The sequence below is a fragment of the Sporocytophaga myxococcoides genome (assembly GCF_000775915.1).
GTDB lineage: Bacteria > Bacteroidota > Bacteroidia > Cytophagales > Cytophagaceae > Sporocytophaga > Sporocytophaga myxococcoides_A.
The window spans coordinates 1-16,310 of sequence record NZ_BBLT01000003.1; the positions used below are offsets into that span (position 1 = coordinate 1).

Sequence of the window (16,310 nt, forward strand, 5' to 3'; positions counted from 1 at the left end):
AGGTTTTTGCTCAGGCCCTTGGTTCTGAGTCTGATTGGTCTGATAAAGATTTGGATTTCTGGCGGAGTTCTGTCGACTCCTATGAAAAAATTCTCCCATAACTGAGTAATTTTTCTCTTAAAAATTTAGACAAAAGCGAGTGCAATCAAGAAACCGATGATTGTACCAAATATGGTCTATGTTTCAAAAAACCAACGCTCTGTGTGAATATGAAAATATAAATAACTGATCTCTAATGTATCAATTTACGAGGGAAATAAGAAAAACTTAGACTCTGATTTAATTTTCTTTTTTAAAACTGAATATCATCCGGAGAAAAACGTTCCTTCATATCCACCGGTACTCTCTTACGGAAAATGAAAACCTTAGCGGTGATATATCCTTTTACATTAAGTACCGCTGTTTTTGTAATCATCAATACAGGCAATGACATCATGAGTTGAGTAACATCAGCAGTAAATGACATCGTATAGCTCTTTTCCGATTTAGCGGCTAATACGATTCTATTCGTTATATTTACTTTGCCGACAGATTTACCGTTAAGAAAACCCTCAAGATCGCTTTTCTTGATTTTAATTCGAAAGTTATTCGGATTATTGATTTTCATTCCCACATCAACCTTTACCATTGTATTCGTTCTTTCTGCCAATGCAACTGATTCAATCTGGGTTACTTTTACTTCCTGAAAAGGTTTGCAGCAAACGAACAGAAGAACAAATAATAGCGGATAAAGATTGATTATTCTTTTCATGATATACATTGGATAAAAAAATAACTTCCGATTCTTAATGTATGTTTAATATTTTTATAACTCCTTATTGAGGTAGTCTTTCAGACGATCTATAAAAGAGATCTGAGCTACCAAAATTTTCTTTCTTGCCTCTGCCGGGGTGAATAATTCAATTCTGTCAATCTCCACAAAAACAGCTTTTTTTCCTGATCTGCGAGGCCATTCCATTTCGAAAGAGTTTGAAGTAAAATTTTCAATGGATTTTTCTTCTCCTTCAAAAGCCCAGCAATATACTTTTTTTCCTGATTTCTGCCGAACAAATGAAAGATCAATCAATGGATCCTTTACCAGAATTCCTGTTTCTTCAATAAATTCCCTTTTAGCTGCAGACATAATTTCCTCCTCTGTCCCCACCTCTCCCTTAGGAATAGTCCAGCTACCTTCATCTTTATTTTTAAAAAAAGGACCACCCGGATGCGCAAGCAACAACCGTAATTCTGGTTGAAAAACATACATTAAAAGACCTGCGCTAATTTTCATGAGGTTTTATTTAAGAATGAGCGGGATTACCTTTTTTTATCACTTATACTCAAATGTCTCACTAGTCCCATATCGCCAATGAGACGCCAGCATGGCGTCTCTACAGCTATTGCCATTTCGCTTTACGCTTTCAGCTTTATGTTTACAACTCAACTTATTCTGCTCCAGTTTAAATCATTCTTGGAGAAAGAATTAATCTGCCGTTTAATATTCCTGTTTTCATCACTATCCAAATTAGGATCTTTATCAATAATCTCTTCAGCAGCTTTCCGGGCTTCCTTTACGATCACAGCATCCTGTGATAAGTCCGCAATGATAAGATTAGGCACTCCGCTTTGTTGTGTCCCCGCAAGATCCCCCGGGCCCCTTAGCTTTAAATCTACATCTGCAATCTCAAATCCGTTGTTGGTTTTAACCATTGTCTCTAAACGTACCTTGCTATCACGGCTGAGTTTATAATTGGACATTAGTATACAATACGATTGGTCAGACCCCCTACCTACGCGTCCCCTCAACTGATGCAATTGCGAAAGACCAAATCGTTCTGCATTTTCAATAACCATTACACTTGCATTGGGAACATTCACCCCAACCTCTATAACAGTAGTAGAGACAAGTATTTTTGTTTCTCCCTTTACAAACCGTTTCATCTCATAGTCCTTTGCATCAGGAGTCATGCGGCCGTGGAGAATCCCAAGCGCATAATCCGGAAAGGCTCTGCTGATGCTTTCATATCCATCCATAAGATCTTTGAGATCAAGAGTTTCGCTTTCTTCTATCAATGGATAAACCACATATACCTGGCGCCCTTCTTCAATCTGTTTTCTCATGAAGCCGAAAAGCTTTATTCGATCTTTATCGAACTGATGCATTGTTTTAATCGGCTTTCTCCCTTTCGGTAATTCATCGATCACAGATATATCAAGATCTCCATAAAGCGTCATGGCCAGGGTCCGAGGGATCGGAGTTGCTGTCATCACAAGTATATGAGGAGGGATTACATTTTTCTTCCAAAGCTTTGCCCGTTGTGCTACACCAAAACGATGTTGCTCATCGATGATGACAATACCCAGATTTTTAAACTTTACATTGTCTTCAATTAATGCATGTGTGCCTACTATAAAATTTAACTTCCCCTCTTCAAGGTCTTTAAAAATAACCTTTCTGTCCTTCTGTTTTGTAGAGCCCGTAAGCAATGCCATTGTAAGCCCAAGTTTGTCTGCAAATTCTTTTAACCCTTTGAAATGCTGATCTGCCAGAATCTCAGTAGGTGCCATTAATGCTGCCTGAGCTCCATTATCGATAGCCATAAGCATACACACAAATGCCACAATAGTTTTTCCACTTCCCACATCTCCCTGAAGAAGCCTGTTCATCTGTTTACCTGAACAAAGGTCTTTATATATTTCTCTTACAACTCTTTTCTGTGCATCAGTAAGGTCAAAAGGCAGGTGGTTTTTGTAGAACTCATTCAGCAAAGGAATATTCCTGAAAATTTGCCCCTTGAAATTTTCCTTACGCATCTGTTTCTGCATGAAGAGCCGGAGCTGTATGAAAAACAGTTCTTCAAACTTGAGCCTTCGCTTAGCTTCATCAAGCAGTCTTGGAGAACCGGGAAAATGGATATTTTTCATCGCTTCTTTTTTTGAAAGAAGCTTATAGCGCGTGATCAATTCAGTGGGCAGTGTCTCCTGAATGGAAGGCATTGCGATCTCAAGAAGCTTTTCCTGAAGTGCGGCAATTGCCCTGCTGTCGAGATGTTTGCGCTTGAGATTTTCTGTTGTGCTATATACAGGATGAAGTCCTTTATCGAGAGATTTCTCCATAAAAAGCTCCATTTCAGGATGCGCTATGTTGATCTTTCCATTAAAAATGTTGGGTTTCCCATAGACAAGATAGTCAACGCCTGTCTTTAAGGAACTCACAACCCATTTTGCTCCCTGAAACCATACAAGCTCAATGATACCGGTACCATCAGAAAACTCAGCCATGATCCTCTTCTTGGCCAAAGTGCCAGCGGAGGACATGCCCGTAATTCTTCCCTTTATCTGAATATAGGGAAGCTCTTCATGTACTTCGGAAATTTTATAGATTTTTGAACGGTCTTCATATCGGAAAGGATAATGCTGTATCAGATCCGCATAGGTAAATATAGACAACTCCTTATTCAGAGAAGCTGCCTTCTGCGGACCAATTCCTTTTAAAAATTCGATTCTGGTTTCGAAAAATCCAGCCATTATTCCTTCAGGATTTTTTAAAGGAATAAAGGTATAAAAAGAAAACTAAATTTTTTAGTTTTTCCACTCCAAGGTGTTCATCATATGAACTATGTCGTTTTTCATATATTCAATGACGGGAGAAAGGGAATCATTTTTAGTTGCTGTCCGAAAATACAATGCCCCTCTCAGGAAATGTTTGGTGGAGTCCGTAACATAAAACTGAAATTGACTCGGCACTTCACCTTCCAGTTCAAAGTAGGTCACATATTTTCCCTTATCGGTTTTGGTAACCAGCTCATCTATAGAAGTAGCTTTTTTCTGGTGACCCCCTTTTAACCTGTGCGAATCCGAAAAAAGCTCGTTCAAAGTTTGTTTATTATTGTGTAGTGGCTTATAAGTAATCTGTACATTACATTTATATTCAGGATAATAAACGTCTATCCAATGAGGCTCAGCAATAGGAGAAGTGTCTTTCAACACCTCTGCAAATTTCGAAATTTCGAAAGTATAAGGATGGTCTTCTGTTAACTTTACATATTCCGGATTCGGAAGATCGATACGGTTATAGCCCTTTGGCTTTGGCGTATATTCTTCTTGATCTGTGCAGGAATATAATGCAGCTACGGATACAATAACTGATAAAAATTTAGCTGCCTGTTTCATTAACCTCATTTGCCTCAACAATTGATACTTTTACTTTCTTTACAGTTTTGTTATTCACAGATTCCACTATAAATAGGAATCGCTCAAACATAATTTTATCTCCCAGCTCAGGAAGGTCAGAGTTCAGCTGAAGCAGCAAACCACCAAGAGATTCTGCCTCTCCCTTCACCTCTTCGAAAACAGAAGGGTCCAGGTCAAATACTTTACAGAAATCATTAAGAGATATTTTTCCTTCGAAAAGCCAGGAGTTATCATTGATCTTAATATAAGTCTGATCTTCTTCATCAAACTCATCTGCAATTTCTCCTACAATTTCTTCAATAATATCTTCCAGGGTAACAAGACCTGCAACACCTCCATATTCATTCACAACAATAGCCATATGTTGACGCATCTGTTGGAATTCCTTAAGAAGTTCTTCAATTTTTTTTGTTTCGGGTATAAAATAAGCGGGACGCAGAAGTTTAAGCCAGTCAAAATCAGGATTCTCCTGCTCTTTAATATAAGGGAACAAATCCTTTATGTTAAGGATACCTTCAACATTGTCAATGCCATCCTTGTATACCGGTATTCTTGAGAAACCATGTTTGCTGATTTTTTCTAATACCTCTCCGAATGTCTGCTCAGAACTAAATGCGGTAATATCAATGCGGCTCTTCATGATTTGCTTTACCGAAGTTTTTCCGAATTTGACCAAGCCTTTGATCATTTCCTTTTCTTCAACGGTAGTCTCTTCCCCGGTTGCCGCTTCAAATTCTTCGTTAATCTTATCTAAGGGTGATTGGTAGGTTTTTACCAATCTCTTTTCAAGCAACGACATTGACTTTATTACCCAAGAAAACGGATTATAAGCCATAATTAGTTGTCATTAATTGTGAACCGTATTGGCAAAAGAATAAGTTCCTGAAATTATTTTTATCCAAAACAGAAAAACCTGTCTGGATAAAAATAACCAGGAACTTACAATAATGAAATCTTTTTGAAATTAATGATTCGATGAAAAAGTCAAGACACACAAAATCTGGTAACTTATTTAAATTGGCGGGGCCAGGTTCATCCGAATCCATATTCTAATTTGGTTAAATAAAACTTAAATATTAATTAAAAAGGCAAATCGTCCATATCATCGTCCACAGAAGCGGATTGTGCTACTGGCTCAGAAGTGTATGAAGTTCTCGCCTCACCTCCATCTGCCTGTCTTGCTCCACCACCGCCAAGCATGGACATATTTTGTCCGATGATTTCCGTGGTGTATTTTTTCACACCCTCCTTATCTTCATAAGAACGTGTTCTCAGCTTACCTTCGACATAAAGCTGATTGCCTTTTTTCAGATATTTTTCAATTACATCTGCAATAGGCCCCCAGAAAGACACATTATGCCATTCGGTTTGTTCTACTCTTTCTCCGTTTTTGTCTTTGTAGACCTCTGAAGTGGCTAAGGTGAAGCTTGCCACCTTTCTTCCGGATTCCATTACTCTGATTTCAGGATCTTTCCCAAGGCGTCCCACCAGAATTACTTTGTTTACACCGCTCATAGCTGATTGTTTTTTTAAAGGTTTATTAATTAATAATATAATAGAGCTAAAGATAATTAAAATTCACATTGCTTCAAAAATCTTTGGATCAAAACCGGTTTCGGAAGGTCATTTATCTGATTAATAGAGAATTCGTTCAGGTCCAAAGCACCTTTTATAGCGTTAAATGCTGACTTCGAATTCACATTTATTATATGTCCCTTACAAAAAAGTATTTGATGAGTCAAAATATGTTTCATCACCTCCGATGACTTCACTATAGTTAACTCACTAGAAGGAAGTTTTTCTAATAAATTTCCAGGATCCAGTATTTCAGAAGATTCATTATTATAAAATTCATATAATCCCTGCCAGATGTCCTTACCTTTTCTTTCTTTCATTAAAATCTTATCTTTCCATACAAAAGCCAAATAATTAAAGTGCCTGTTCTTCTTTATTATTTTTTTATTTTTCACCGGAAGGGAAGATTGTTCATTTGCCCCGAAAGCATAGCATTGAGCCGAAACCGGGCAATTTTCACATTTTGGTTTCACAGGTACGCAATGCAAAGCTCCAAACTCCATAATTGCCTGATTGTAAGTGGAGGGATCTTTTATCGGAATCAGAGCATTTGCCAGCTCACGAAACTTCTTAACTCCTGAAGGAGAGGCAATATCATCTTTTATTCCAAAAAATCGGGAAAGAACCCTATAGACGTTTCCATCAACAACAGCGACAGGTTCGTTATAGGAAAAGGAGGCAATTGCTGCAGCTGTATATGGACCAACACCTTTAAGTTTTAATAGCTCATTATAAGATTGAGGAAAAATTCCACTATATTTTTCCACAATCAGTTTTGCCGTTGCATGTAAGTTTCTGGCCCTTGAATAATATCCCAGGCCCTCCCACAATCTCAAAACCTCCCTTTCTTCTGCTTTTGCCAACTTGCTCACATCAGGATAATTATCTATGAACTTGTAAAAATAGGGCATACCCTGATCTACCCTGGTTTGTTGAAGAAGTATCTCTGAAAGCCATATTATATAAGGATTTTGGGTTTCTCTCCAAGGCAAATCACGCTTGTTTTTTGAGTACCAGGTAATTAATTGACAAACGAATTCTTTGTTTTCCACGTTATTATATTACAAAAGTAAGATTTAGAGAGAATTAGGAACACGGTGCTAATTTTTATTTCCCAAATTTGCTTACGAAGTAAATCAGCTCAGTATTCACAATTAAAAAATTCCCTATTAATTAAATATAATTTATAATTATGACAAAAGCAGAAGTAATCGCAGAAATTGCTGAAAAAACCGGCGTAGATAAAACAGATGTTTCTGCAACGGTAGAGGCTTTCTTCAATGTTATCAAATCAACAATGTCTGAAGGCGAGAATATTTATGTAAGAGGTTTTGGAAGCTTCGTAAATAAGAAAAGAGCAAAGAAAGTTGCAAGGAACATTTCAAAAAATACAGCTATCATAATTGATGAGCATTATATTCCAAGTTTTAAGCCTTCTAAAACTTTTGTAGAAAAAATTAAAACTTCTGTTAAAGAAGGTCCTGTTAAAGAAGAAAGAAATTAGTAATTTTGAACAAAAACAAACTAATGACAAAACCACAAATAGCTCTGATTATAACCTCGGTCATATTTGTGGTTTTGATTTTCCAATTGCCGAAGGTCATTATCAAAAATGACAAGCAATTAAAATCATCGACACAAACAGCCCAAAACAGCTCTGAATCTGCACCTGTTGCTCCGGATGAGCATACCAAATCTGTTAATAAGGAGGACCTTGAAAAAATAGAGGTTCTTAGAAAGAATTATTATTCCTTTTCTAATAAAGAAAAAAAGCTTAAATTTGCCGACTCAATTTCCAGGCTGTATTTAAAAGCTATGGTTTTTGACAGTGCAGCCAAATTCTCAGCAGAAGTTGCCGCTTTGGATCCAAAGCCGGAAACATGGGAAAAAGCAGGAGACGCCTACAATCAGGCTGCAATTGTTGCCGGAGATGCTGAAAAAGCTGATTTCAGTGCCAAGTCCAGATCTTTCTATGAAAAAATTCTGGAGAACAATCCGAAATCTTATGATGTTAAAGCCAAAATGGCAATGACATATGTCGGAGGCCCTGAACCAATGAAAGGTATCACGATGCTGAGAGAAATTCTAAAAGATTCGCCTGATAATCAGGTTGCAATCTTTGATCTTGGAATTCTTTCTCTTCAATCCGGGCAGCATGAAAAAGCAATTTCTAGGTTTAATGATCTTTTGAAAATTAATCCAAACCATACTGCTGGCCTTATATATATGGGGATAGCACAATATGAAATGGGAAAAAGATCTGAAGCAAAACAATACTTTGTAAAAGCAAAGATGCTTAATACAGATCCTGTATTCGCTTCAACCATAGACAGTTATTTAAAGGAATTAAAATAAAGTTTACAAAATAAAATTTACAGATTATGCCTTGCGGAAAAAAAAGAAAGAGACATAAAATTGCTACTCACAAAAGGAAAAAACGTCTAAGAAAAAACAGACACAAGAAAAAATAATCCTTTTCAGTTTCCAGTTTTCCACTTTTCCGCCAGTTCAATAGTTTCTTTTGGACTGGTAATTTCTATTTGTTTATTTTTTAAAACAAAATAACTGGTTTGAGTAACGAACTCCTAATTAATGTTACTCAGAAAGGGAATCGTATTGCCCTTCTGAAAGACAAACGTTTAATTGAATGTCACTTTGAAACAAGTGGTCATCAATTTAACGTGGGAGATATTTATCTGGGAACTGTTAAAAAACTTGTACCTGGTTTAAATGCTGCCTTTATCGATCTGGGATATGAGAAAGACGCCTTTCTTCATTACCTTGATCTAGGCCCCCAATTTAAATCCCTGACCAAATATTCAAAATTTGTTCAGACTAACTCTAAAGCGACTTCCAAGCTCAATAAATTTAACTTGGAGAAAGATATTCCCAAAGATGGGAAAATCAGCCAGGTGCTGACCAAAAATCAGCAGATACTCGTGCAGGTCGTCAAAGAGCCGATATCCAGCAAAGGGCCAAGATTATCTTGTGAAATTTCTCTTGCTGGAAGATACATTGTGCTTGTCCCCTTCTCTGATGTAATCAGCGTCTCTAAAAAAATCACCGAAAAAGACGAAAGACTCCGCCTTACCAGACTTGTAACTTCTATCAAACCCGAAAACTTCGGCGTTATTATAAGAACTGTTGCAGAAGGAAAAGATGTCGCCGAACTTGACAGAGATCTCAGAACGCTTGTAAAAAAATGGGAAGACGGATTTAAAGCTCTTAAAACCGCCAAACCCAGAGATCTGGTTATCGGAGAATTGAGCAGAGCTTCCTCTATACTGAGGGACATGCTAAATGAAAGCTTTGATACTATTTCTATCGACAGCAAAGAAAGTTACGATGAAATCAGAAATTTTATCAAGACAATCGCTCCGGATAAAGAAAAAATAGTAAAACTGCATCAGGGAAAAGTTAAACTGTTTGAGGCTGCCGGAATTGAAAAACAGCTGAAGACCCTTTTCGGAAAATCAGTTAGTCTGCCGGGTGGCGGATACCTGATCATAGAACATACTGAAGCGCTTCATGTAATTGATGTCAACAGCGGGAATAAATCCAATGCGGAAAGTGATCAGGAAAATACTGCCCTTGCCGTAAACCTTGAAGCCGCCAAAGAAATCGGACGTCAGCTCAGGCTGCGGGATATGGGCGGTATCATTGTAGTGGACTTCATAGACATGAAGAAGGCTGACAACAGGAGAATTGTCTATGAAAAAATGAGGGAAGAGATGAAGGACGACAGGGCCAAATTTGTCATTCTTCCTTTATCTAAATTCGGTCTTATGCAGATTACCCGTCAGAGGGTAAGACCGGAAATGAACATCAGTACCCTGGAAACCTGTCCAACCTGTAATGGCACAGGAAAAATTACAGCCAGCATTCTTGTTTCCGATCAACTGGAAAACAATCTCGAATACATCATTAATAAGCAAAACGAAAAACATATTCGTATTGCTCTGCACCCTTATCTGCATGCATATTTCACCCAAGGATTAATGTCTCGCCGGGTAAAATGGTTCTTCAAATATCAGAGATGGATAAGAATGGAAAAAGATACTTCTCTGGGAATTACTGAATTTAAGTTTAAAAACGAACAGGGAGAAGAAATCGAGATCGTCTGATTTCTTCCCCCTGTTCATTCAGGATTTTTTTAATTCTACCTTTTCTTAGAATCTCAACCCTAGATCAAGTGAAATTAAGTCAGTATTAATTTTCAATTTAGGATCTATTGTATTTCCACTTTTGTCAGGCACGTCAAATCTTCTCTTTGAAGCTGCATTGATAAGCCCTCTGTTATAACTTACACCTGCAAGAAGAAAAGTACTTTCTCCCATTTGCAGTTGGATACCAGTACCTAAAAGAATGGTTGCATCAATTGGTCTCCACTTTCTGATATATGAATCAGTAAGATCCGTTTTTATTACGTTATCTTTTATTTTGACATCAAAAGAACCCCCTACATTAAAATAAACTTTCATGTCAGTTGCAATCTCATTGGTATACAATTTCAAATATGCAGGAAGTGATATATATTGAAGGTTATAAGTCTCTTTTGCCGAGGTCCCTGCTCCTACGTATTTAATTCCCACCCTTCTTGAAGAAAACCAAACTCCTGTTACAAAAGCCGCATTGTCCCCTATCAAAAAATAAACTTCAGGACCAGCGATAAATCTTATTCCAAGGCCATTTCCTTTGAAATCAACAGCAGCCTTATCATCTGCTGACACCCTGTTAAAACTGAAGCCCGGAGCAAACTTAAGACCCAACTTCACTTGCGAATATGATGTAATACTTAAAAACAGAATACAACATAATAAAAATGCTTTTTTCATAGTTTTACGATTTGATAAAAGTAATTTTGTTCAGTGTAAATATATACTTAATTTCTAATAACATGTTACCCAGGTTTTTCATTTTTACCTTTTTAGTATTTGCTCTTTTCTCCTGCAAAGAGGACAATCAGGAAAAGAAAAGGATTACCATTCCTAAAGACGAAAAGCCAAAACTCAATATTCACTACGAAAATCTTTCACAAGGTCTGTTTAACGTGAAGACCCCTAAAGATGTTAAGATTTTTTTAGAAAAGCACCCTCGGTTTTCTGCTGAATACCTCGAAGTACCAAATGCTGCTGCCGATCCTAAAATGGTCGACTTCATGTTTAATCTGTACAGCAATCCTCAGCTCAAATCATTTTATGAAGAGTCTGAAAAATATATCAATCAGCCACCATATCTGAAAGATCAACTTACCGACCTTTTTGAAAATATAAAATTTTATTACCCTACTTACAATGCTCCGGAAGTCAATACTATAGTAACCGGCTTCAAATTCAACAAAGATATTTCTGTATCAGATAGCCTGGTGGTAATAAGTACAGATTATTTTCTCGGACCTAAAGCTCAATTTCGGCCTGTAACTTATGAATATTTTCTAAGCCGATATGACAAGCCTTTCATTGCACCTATGATCGCAATGGCACTTTCAAATAAATTTAATGACGTCGATCCGAAAGATGAGACCATGCTTGCACATATGATCTATCACGGGAAAACGCTTTATTTCATGGAAAGGGTATTGCCAGAGACTCCAGACAGTCTTCTGATCATGTATCCAGGAAAGACAGTTGAGGATATTGAGAAAAATCTGGATGTGATCTGGGGGCATTTCATTGATAAGAAACTGTTTTACGAAACCAAGCCAAGGATAATCGAAAAATATATTGGTGAATCTCCAAAGATCAGTGAAATAGGAGAAAAGTGCCCTGGACGCATTGGCCGCTGGCTAGGATGGCAGATCGTAAGAAAGTATATGAAAGATCACCCGGATGTTACACTTCAAGATCTTATGGCAGATAAAAATGCGAGGAAGATTTTTGAAGAATCTAAATACAAACCAAAGAAGCCTACAAAATAACTGACAGAAGCTCTGCTTTCTATTTGAAGAGAGTCAGGAATTTCGCAACCAGGTCTTTCTTTGAAAACTTTTCAAGAGCAAGTCTGCGGGAGTTTACTTGTGCCTTTTCTAATAGACCTGAATTATTAAGGAAGGGCTCAAGTTTTTCCCATAACTGTTCTGGCTTATTCCGGTCATAATAAATGCCGCAATCATATTCTTCAACAATAGCTTTTATCCAACCTTCAAAATTCAGAATGATAAGCTTTCCTGATGCAATACCATCAAAAAATTTATTAGGGCTTCCTGTCCAAAGGGAAGGAAAATCTGCATAGGAAACATAAGAAGCATCGCATAAACTCAGTGCTTCTCTGATTTTTTCTTTATCCTGAAAATCTGAAAAAATGATATTATCAAGATCGTGCCCAAATGCATATCGCTGGATTTCAAAAAGCTCCGCACCTGAAGATATTACCAGAAAAACTACCTTCCTTATTCCTGCATTTTTAAAATAAGCTGCAGCCTCTGCCAGTCGTAAAAGATCATTAGCCTTTCCCGCAGCCCCAAAATACCCAATAACAAACTTCCCATTCACTAATGGATACTTATCGGAATAAGTATTTTTGTGGGGTACAAAATATTCACAATCTGAAAAATTAGGAATACAAACTACTTTTTTCTTATCATTAATCCTCGTAGAGATATACGTTTCGATAGGCGGGGAAAGAGCAATTATTCTATCCGCGTTTTTATAGATCTTTTTCTCAAAAAAATACGCCGTTTTAATAATAGATTTATTCTTGAAAATGCCCATTTCCTCTGGCACCAAGGGCCAAAGGTCTCTCACTTCAAAAATATACGGAATACCTTTGAGCTTCTTTATCACTAATGCAAGAATTCCAACCGTAAGCGGGGTAGAAGTAGCAAATAAAAGGTCTGGTCTTTTTTCAGACATGATAATTCTTAATGCCTTGTAAGAAAAAGACACGAAAGCTCTTATTCTTTTACCATAACTAAAAGAGTTATCATAAGCTACCTTTACATAATGGACCTTCACATTTCCAAAATGCCGAAGTCCAGATTTTTTATTGTGAGAACTAATGACCAAAACTTCATGAGCATCATCAGCCAGAGCATTTGCCAGATGCCAGGAGCGTATAGCTCCGCCTTCCTGTGGAGTCTTAAAATATTGATGAATGTATAATATTCTCATTCAAAATTGAATTTAAGCCAGCGGCTCAGAATAATGAGGGCCCATAACTCAGCAGTATAATCTGCAGATCTCCGTTCCTGATGTTCGATCATTTGATCTACTTTGTAATATGGGAAATACCGATACAAAATTTGATTTTTTTCTTTTAGCTGATTAAGTATGTTTTTTCCTTCATCTTTTTCAAACCAACTCTTAAGAGGCAAACCAAAACCTTCTTTTTTCCTTCTCACAAAGTCCACACCGCCTTTTCTTTGTAGCAATTCTTTCAAAATCCATTTGGGACCATTTTTAAGCAACGTGCTAGCTCCCAATGATTCAGACCATACAACGGTATTTTTATCCAGATAAGGAACCCGGGCTTCAAGGCAGTGTGTCATGGTCATCTGATCTGTAAGACATAAAATGTCATTTACCAGATAGTAGTTTTTATCAAAGTTAAGGGCAGAATCAAGCAATTGGTCTTTATTCCAGAGCTCTCCAAACTCTTGCAAACGAAGAAAATCCCGGAACTTTAAATTGGAAAAATTATAAAAAGTAGTTTGAGGATCCTGGTCTATGTCACTTAAAAACCTTGATATAAGACGAAGGAATTTTGATCTATAGGATTGAATTTCACCTAAAACATGACCTGTATGAATGGCCAAGGAGTTCCTGAAATATTTCAGATAAATGTTGAAAGCCTTATGCCTGTTATATCCGGCAAAAATTTCATCTGCGCCAGCCCCCGATAAAATAACTTTTACATCTTCAAAAGCTCTTTCAGACAAAAGATAAGTAAGTAATATTGCACTATCTGCAATGGGCTGATCTAGCTTTTGAATTATTTCATCAAGACGTTCAAGATCAACAGAAGAAATCTGGAGCTCTGTATGCGACGACTTATATTTTTTTGCAGCAAGCCTCGAGTATGAGAAGTCCTCTGTACCCGCCCACGCTTCCTCCTTGCTATTTACAATGCTATACGTTTTTACCCCGCTTCCAAACAACTCCTTTGAAACAGCCAAAAGCAACGTAGAATCTACACCGCCGCTGAGAAAAATTCCTGATCTCCCCGCTGAATATGTCTGTTCCCTTATTGCCTGTTGAATGATTTCTTCAGACTTTTCTAAAATTTCTTCCTTATTATAATGCTGCTTCTTAAAGGGATAACCAATAGAAGTGTTCGACTTAAAGGATCTGGTTTCTCTCTGGAAATGATTATTCAACTGAAGATATGTCCCAGGCTCCAGCTCAAAAATATTCTTGTAAAAGGTATTAGGTCGTCGGGCATATTTAAAATGGAGATAGTTATATATTTCTTTGTCATTCAGTTCTTTTCTAACAAGACCTGTTGCCAGAATTCCCTTTATTTCCGATGATGCAATAAAGTAGTTTTCATCTTCAAAATAATAAATCGGCTTAATTCCTCTTTCGTCTCTGCAGATACTTATTGTTTGTTTAGCATGATCATAAAAAGCGAATGCAAACATGCCATTAAATTCACCTGCACTCAGAAGGCCGCTTTTAATTATTTTATAAAAAACTGTTTCTGTATCTCCATCTGTTTTGAAGTCAAAATCAGAAAGCAGAGTACTTTTCAAAGACTTGTAATTATAAACCTCACCGTTGTAAGAGATTCCATAATTCTGATCTACGCTAACCATTGGCTGGTCAGACCGACTGTGAGGATCTGTGATCTTTAATCTGTTATTACCTAGAAAAATGTTACATGAAGAATTTTTAAAAATGCAAATGCCTGAATGATCAGGTCCTCGATGAAGTGTAGCTGCATTCATATTTTTGATGCAGCTTTCATCAAGAAGACGTGTCTTATCTACGATAACATTAATTCCACACATAGATTAAAACTTCATTTCTTCTTGTTTGGCTGAAGGCAACTTTTGGTAATACTTACAGATAGCAGTAAGCGGGCAAAGATTGCATTGCGGATTTCTTGCCAGACATATATATCTGCCGTGCAAGATCAGCCAGTGATGACTTTTATGAATAAGTTCTTTCGGAATATGTTTAACCAATTCCTTTTCTACTTCAAGAGGAGTTTTTGCTTTTTCTGAAACTAACCCTATACGTTTGGATACTCTGAAAACATGCGTGTCCACAGCCATTGTGGGCTGATTATAAATTACGGAGGCTATGACATTTGCGGTTTTCCTTCCAACTCCTGGCAATTTCTGAAGGTCTTCCACTTTCTCCGGCACCTCTCCATTGAAATCACTGATAAGCATTCTTGCCATTCCGGCCAGATGCTTGGATTTATTGTTGGGATACGAAATGCTTCTGATTAACTCAAATATCTCCTCAGCAGAGGCATTTGCCATAATTTCAGGAGAAGGATATCTCTCAAATAATTTTGGAGTTACCATATTTACCCTTTTATCAGTACACTGAGCACTCAGAATAACGGCAACAAGCAATTCATAGGGATTGTTATAATTTAATTCTGTTTCAGGTTCAGGAAAATTTTTACTAAAATGATCCAGGAATTTTTCAAAGCGTTCTTTCTTCAGCATCAGAGCATCTGGAATGTTCAATTTTAGAAAAATAGAGGATTTTCAGTATATGAAAAAACTTTTTAAAAGAAAAAAGGGCCTTGAATCAAGACCCTTTTTAGTTTTTTAGCGATGAACGTAAGTTTTAGAAAAGTTGATGATGTCATCGATAGATTTTTGAGATGGCTCTACTTTAAGGCTAAGCATTGAACTTTCCAGTTCAAGCAACTCAGCATAAAAGAGTGCCAGGTCGTTATCCTTAATGAGGGCATGCAAAATTTCGTCCCTTTCTTCATCATTTACTTCATTGTAAACTAAACGGATTACATCATTCTGGGTAAAAATTTTTATCATAGGCTACATTTTGTTTTTCGAGCTTTTTCCTCAGGTTAATGAGAGCATAGCGCATTCTTCCCAAAGCCGTGTTGATGCTAACTCCTGTCGCATCAGCAATTTCCTGGAAACTCATTTCGCCATAATGTCTCATTAGCAGGACCTCTCTTTGAGGTTCCGGGAGGGTTTGAATCAATTTCCTCAGAATAGCGTGGGTTTCGTCTTTTATCTGCAACGATTCCGTTGAGTCCTCTGAAAAATCGAGTGAATTGAAAATATTCGACCCATCCTCCATTATTATAGTAGGATAACGTTTTTCTCTACGGAAATAGTCTATTGCAAGGTTATGAGCAATTCTCACAATCCATGGTAAAAACTTTCCTTCTTCGTTATAATCTCCGGATTTAAGTTTTTTAATAGCCTTGATAAAAGTCTCCTGCAGTAGGTCTTCGGCTATGTATTGATCTTTAACAATGAGATAGATGGTAGTGTACACCTTTGCTTTATGCCTTTTAAGCAGTTGAGCAAAAGAATTCTCGTCACCACTGATGTAAAGCGATACCAATTTAGCATCACTAATAATAGCAGCGTTTTTCATTTTCAATTCCACGTTTAGTTAACGTAGTAGTCT

The 16,310-nt window shown here is 37.1% G+C and carries 17 protein-coding genes; 4 read left to right on the forward strand and 13 right to left on the reverse strand.

The features are described 5' to 3' along the window. Nucleotides 1–292 precede the first annotated feature (292 nt). The 7 genes from MYP_RS07855 to mutY form a co-directional block, all read right to left on the reverse strand. Nucleotides 293–751, reverse strand: coding sequence for an LEA type 2 family protein (locus MYP_RS07855; protein WP_045461303.1), 459 nt, complete (start codon nucleotides 749–751; stop codon nucleotides 293–295). Nucleotides 752–805: 54 nt separating this feature from the next. Further along, complete coding sequence (locus MYP_RS07860) at nucleotides 806–1,270, reverse strand: NUDIX domain-containing protein (protein WP_045461306.1); 465 nt, start codon at nucleotides 1,268–1,270, stop codon at nucleotides 806–808. 149 nt (nucleotides 1,271–1,419) lie between these two features. Beyond that, nucleotides 1,420–3,507 (reverse strand): ATP-dependent DNA helicase RecG, encoded by a 2,088-nt coding sequence (recG, locus tag MYP_RS07865; protein ID WP_045461309.1) that lies wholly within the window; start codon nucleotides 3,505–3,507, stop codon nucleotides 1,420–1,422. 54 nt (nucleotides 3,508–3,561) lie between these two features. Beyond that, a complete protein-coding gene (gene gldD / locus MYP_RS07870) occupies nucleotides 3,562–4,152 on the reverse strand; it encodes a gliding motility lipoprotein GldD (protein ID WP_045461312.1) in 591 nt (196 codons plus the stop codon). Continuing rightward, nucleotides 4,136–5,008 carry a CBS domain-containing protein gene (locus MYP_RS07875; protein ID WP_045461315.1) on the reverse strand — a complete coding sequence of 291 codons (873 nt, stop codon included), beginning with the start codon at nucleotides 5,006–5,008 and terminating at the stop codon, nucleotides 4,136–4,138. Before MYP_RS07875 ends, gldD begins: the two co-directional genes overlap by 17 nt. Before the next feature lie 245 nt (nucleotides 5,009–5,253). Further along, entirely contained in the window at nucleotides 5,254–5,688 is a 435-nt protein-coding gene (locus MYP_RS07885) for a single-stranded DNA-binding protein (protein WP_045461321.1), read from the reverse strand. A gap of 56 nt (nucleotides 5,689–5,744) precedes the next feature. Then, entirely contained in the window at nucleotides 5,745–6,800 is a 1,056-nt protein-coding gene (gene mutY / locus MYP_RS07890; RefSeq protein ID WP_045461322.1) for an A/G-specific adenine glycosylase, read from the reverse strand. Between the two features lie 140 nt (nucleotides 6,801–6,940). Here mutY and MYP_RS07895 point away from each other — a divergent pair, with 140 nt between their 5' ends. The 3 genes from MYP_RS07895 (at nucleotide 6,941) to MYP_RS07905 (ending at nucleotide 9,872) form a co-directional block, all read left to right on the forward strand. Beyond that, complete coding sequence (locus tag MYP_RS07895; RefSeq protein WP_045461323.1) at nucleotides 6,941–7,252, forward strand: HU family DNA-binding protein; 312 nt, start codon at nucleotides 6,941–6,943, stop codon at nucleotides 7,250–7,252. A gap of 23 nt (nucleotides 7,253–7,275) precedes the next feature. Next, entirely contained in the window at nucleotides 7,276–8,103 is an 828-nt protein-coding gene (locus MYP_RS07900; RefSeq protein WP_045461329.1) for a tetratricopeptide repeat protein, read from the forward strand. Between the two features lie 215 nt (nucleotides 8,104–8,318). Continuing rightward, nucleotides 8,319–9,872, forward strand: coding sequence for an Rne/Rng family ribonuclease (locus tag MYP_RS07905; RefSeq protein ID WP_045461332.1), 1,554 nt, complete (start codon nucleotides 8,319–8,321; stop codon nucleotides 9,870–9,872). Between the two features lie 45 nt (nucleotides 9,873–9,917). Here MYP_RS07905 and MYP_RS07910 read toward each other — a convergent pair whose 3' ends face one another. Continuing rightward, complete coding sequence (locus MYP_RS07910) at nucleotides 9,918–10,583, reverse strand: porin family protein (protein ID WP_045461334.1); 666 nt, start codon at nucleotides 10,581–10,583, stop codon at nucleotides 9,918–9,920. A 62-nt stretch (nucleotides 10,584–10,645) separates the two neighbouring features. On the opposite strand from MYP_RS07910, the gene gldB reads away from it, so the two are divergent. Continuing rightward, entirely contained in the window at nucleotides 10,646–11,665 is a 1,020-nt protein-coding gene (gldB, locus tag MYP_RS07915) for a gliding motility lipoprotein GldB (protein ID WP_052430026.1), read from the forward strand. A 19-nt stretch (nucleotides 11,666–11,684) separates the two neighbouring features. Here the strand turns inward: gldB and MYP_RS07920 are convergent, their stop codons facing one another. The 5 genes from MYP_RS07920 to MYP_RS07940 form a co-directional block, all read right to left on the reverse strand. Continuing rightward, complete coding sequence (locus tag MYP_RS07920; protein WP_045461337.1) at nucleotides 11,685–12,857, reverse strand: glycosyltransferase family 4 protein; 1,173 nt, start codon at nucleotides 12,855–12,857, stop codon at nucleotides 11,685–11,687. Beyond that, nucleotides 12,854–14,695, reverse strand: a complete 1,842-nt coding sequence (gene asnB / locus MYP_RS07925; RefSeq protein WP_045461339.1) for an asparagine synthase (glutamine-hydrolyzing) — start codon at nucleotides 14,693–14,695, stop codon at nucleotides 12,854–12,856. Before asnB ends, MYP_RS07920 begins: the two co-directional genes overlap by 4 nt. A gap of 3 nt (nucleotides 14,696–14,698) precedes the next feature. Next, entirely contained in the window at nucleotides 14,699–15,367 is a 669-nt protein-coding gene (gene nth, locus MYP_RS07930; RefSeq protein WP_045462432.1) for an endonuclease III, read from the reverse strand. Between the two features lie 105 nt (nucleotides 15,368–15,472). Continuing rightward, on the reverse strand, nucleotides 15,473–15,700 hold the full coding sequence (locus MYP_RS07935) for a hypothetical protein (RefSeq protein ID WP_045461342.1): 228 nt from the start codon (nucleotides 15,698–15,700) through the stop codon (nucleotides 15,473–15,475). Beyond that, on the reverse strand, nucleotides 15,675–16,277 hold the full coding sequence (locus MYP_RS07940) for an RNA polymerase sigma factor (RefSeq protein WP_045461346.1): 603 nt from the start codon (nucleotides 16,275–16,277) through the stop codon (nucleotides 15,675–15,677). The genes MYP_RS07935 and MYP_RS07940 overlap by 26 nt, the downstream gene beginning before the upstream one ends. Nucleotides 16,278–16,310 lie beyond the last annotated feature (33 nt).